Here is a 3,123-nt window from a genome sequence, read left to right on the forward strand (position 1 = left end):
TCCCAGCTGTCCACGTGGACAGGTAGCATCAGAGAATCACTCGTCCATTGCTAGGGCGTCCCTGAAGGACCGCATACGATCGAACTCTCGCCATGCTTCGGCCTCCTGCGCCTGCTTCTCTACCATTGCCAGTCGATCCTTGACCCATGCTGCCTGAGCCTTGGTCTCCTTCACGGCTTTCTCCACAGCCTCCTCCCGCTCCTCAGCAAGGCGCTCCTCCCAGTCACCGTCTAGGGCACCAAAATCCCCAGATTCCTGTACAAGGGCTTTCACAAGGGCGCCCGACGCTTCCCCGAGGGCATACTGCAAGGCCTGAGCGGCTCTTTTCTGTTTCCCGGGGGTCTCCAGCGCTCCAAGGACCTCCTTCAGCTTGTCCCCTAGTTCCTTCACGGACTTGCTGACCTTCTCCCCGTCCCAGTCCTCACCTTCATTCCAACTGCCACCCTTCCAGTACTCGGGGATTTCCTTGCTGTGCGCCTTACACCGTTCAAGGTAGGCGTTCATGGTCTCAGCCAGCCGTTGCGACCGGTCTGACGCCTCTCCGCACATCTTGAGGGTCCATCGCTTCCCATGGTCATCCAAGGGTCGTTCCTTCACGAGCGTCCAGAGGTAGGCTGTTTTCTCCTGACTGGTTAGTTCCAGCTTGGCCTTGGCGTTCTCCTTGATCGCTGTCCGCTTGGCTTCCGAGGGGGTCCCAGTGAAGATGACAGCGGGGATGGTCTGTCGCATCTTCCGCTTGTAGGCTGCAGCCCGATGGAACCCATCAATGATGATGAACCGGTTATAACTGATAGGGAGTACCAGAATAGGGTCTAGATCAGCTTCCTTGTCTAGGCGCTCTGCCAACTTAGTGACATGGGCCGGGACGGAGACCCCTGTCTTGGTCTTTGGGTCAACATGGCGCATCTGGAAGGCCTTCGGGCACACCAGCAGCTTATTCAGAGGGACAGGCTGGACTCCCGTCTCCGCGAACGTGGATTTGGCCCAGTGAATTTTCAGGTCTTCCAAGGTAGCCTCTGCCGCCTTGAAACCCTTGTCTGTAATACGTTTCATCGTTTTTTCCTAAGTTAAATTTGCTCGCGAAAAACCGCAAATGCGGCTCCCTATAGGTGCGGTAGGGTGCGAGTATGGGACCCGAGGGCCTCGGGAACCCCCTGTCTCCTTGGAGGCCGTAGCTCTAGAGGTAGTGAGACCTTTGGTCCCACTCGCTACTTAGAGGGGGTAGTGAATCCGAGGGCGTCAGCCTTCGGCTTCTGAGGTAGTCCCCGAGGCTCCCCGAGGCTCACCGGGGTTCCCTGTGGTTCCTGAGCGGTACTCGCTACCGTGGGGGCGTAGCTCCCGCTACTTGCGACCACCTGTGGTTCCTATTTCAGGCCTTAGGCGTCAAAGGTCGCAAGACCGCTGGTCTCACTCGCCACCGTGAATTATCATCAGCGCTCTACGCCAAGCTTCGGCCTGAGGGTTCCTGTGCCCTCCGCCCGGGTGAGCCTCCTGGGGCTGCTGTTGCCTCTCCTGTTGCTTGTCAGGTGACGCTGCCTTTGCCGCACCTAGGAAACCCTGCAGGGGTTGCATAGAGCTAGGTAGCCCTTGGGGACCTTGGTACGCGTTGGCAAGGGTCTGCATAAAGTCCTGCACCTTCCCTTGGAACCCTTGGGGCATCTGAGGGCGCGTAGCTCCCGCTACTTGGAAACCTTGGGCTCCCTGCGGATGGCTGAGGGCTTGGGCTGCCTGCGGGCCTTGGTCTCCTTGGGTTCCCTGAGCGGGTCCTTGGTTCGCTTGGGCTTCCGGATTGGTCGATGCTTGATAGGCCGCTATCCCGGGCAGGGCTGCAGCGACGCTACCAGAGGCACTCGGGGGAATAGCCTTCCACCACTCAGCGGGGTCTCCGTGAAGGATCCCTTGGTTTGCCTGAGGGGCCTGAGAAGCAAAGGCATCCCCGAAGGTGAATACAGGGGCGTTTTGATTGGGGTCGAAGAAATCTGGCATATCGTGTTATCTCAAAAGGTGAGGGGAAAGGTACTGCGAGGATGAGACGAGGAGGTGAAACGGAGGGATGAAGCGCGGGAAAGGATCAGTGAATTGCGTTGCGCTTTTCAATGAATCGTTCTATGTCCTTTAATCTAGAAGGGTGTAAGTGTGGGATGTGTTGGAGTGTGCAAAAGTTAAATGCCGTGCTTCTCTGAGGGCAACTCGTTTGAGCGGTCATTACTACGACCGGCGCGACTTGCTGTTCTCTTTGCTTTCTGGACCTGCTGTTTCTGCCAAATCTCTATGGCCTTCTCGACTATCTCGAGCCCTTGGATTACCTTCAGGTCATACTCAGACGCTAGGGGATCGTAGGCTCCCCCGGGGAAATGGTTCAGGGGCTTCTGTGTCCTCGACTGAGGGAAGAACCGTCGTCCCTTTCTGGTGTTGAACTTGGCAGGGAGGTACGCGAGGTTCCCGAGGGTGTGTAGGCCACAGACGGTCTTCCCTTGGAGGGGAGTGGAATGGTCAACATCAAACCCCTCGGGACACTTGGCATAAAACTCTTCAATCTGGTCTCGTTCGCTGTCGTACCAAGCAGGGAGAGGGCGCCCTAGGTCCTTCAGTCTCCGGGCTGCTGAAGAGGCTCTGGAGGCCCCACGGTGCTCGTCGTCGTACTGGGCTTTTCTTTGGTCCTTCTGCTGTCTCTTCTGTACCGACATAGACCGGCATTCCAGGCACCAACCGTGGGAGGCATCCGAAAGGGCCTCGGGGCCATGGATTTCACAGGGATAGGCGAAGGTTTCGAGACCGGCGGCGCGGGCTACCTGTTGGGCTTGGTTTTTCTTTGCTGCTGCTTTGGTCGGTCTCATTCGTGGTCTTCCGTGGTCGTGCTTCTTTGCTGGTTAGCGGTCTTCATACGTTGGCGGTAAGCCTTCCGGTGTTCTTCGATACAGAGGCGACACTGGCCCGTACCAGCTACGCCAAACTTGGTCTTTCCGTGCCCGCGTCTGCAGAACCACTCAAACGATTTGTGACCAGCCTTGATTGCAAGTTGGCGAGTCTTGGTTTTGGTCCCTCGGTGTTGATTTGCACGGAATCCTGACCCACCCTGCGCAATAATTTGCATCGAATATTGACCCACGTAGAACACTGACC

3 protein-coding genes are annotated in these 3,123 nt (G+C 57.3%); all 3 read right to left on the bottom strand.

What is annotated here, in order from left to right; genetic code table 11:
• Positions 1-36: 36 nt before the first annotated feature.
• Positions 37-1,053, bottom strand: a complete 1,017-nt coding sequence (locus AWB66_RS32145; protein ID WP_087634010.1) for a ParB/RepB/Spo0J family partition protein — start codon at positions 1,051-1,053, stop codon at positions 37-39.
• A gap of 1,109 nt (positions 1,054-2,162) precedes the next feature.
• Entirely contained in the window at positions 2,163-2,837 is a 675-nt protein-coding gene (locus AWB66_RS32155; RefSeq protein ID WP_125469884.1) for a hypothetical protein, read from the bottom strand.
• A partial coding sequence (locus tag AWB66_RS34785) for a hypothetical protein (protein ID WP_235021351.1) occupies positions 2,834-3,123 on the bottom strand: 290 nt, incomplete at its 5' end. The genes AWB66_RS32155 and AWB66_RS34785, both read right to left, overlap by 4 nt.

The sequence above is a fragment of the Caballeronia telluris genome, assembly GCF_001544495.1.
In the GTDB taxonomy this organism is placed as follows: Bacteria; Pseudomonadota; Gammaproteobacteria; order Burkholderiales; family Burkholderiaceae; genus Caballeronia; species Caballeronia telluris.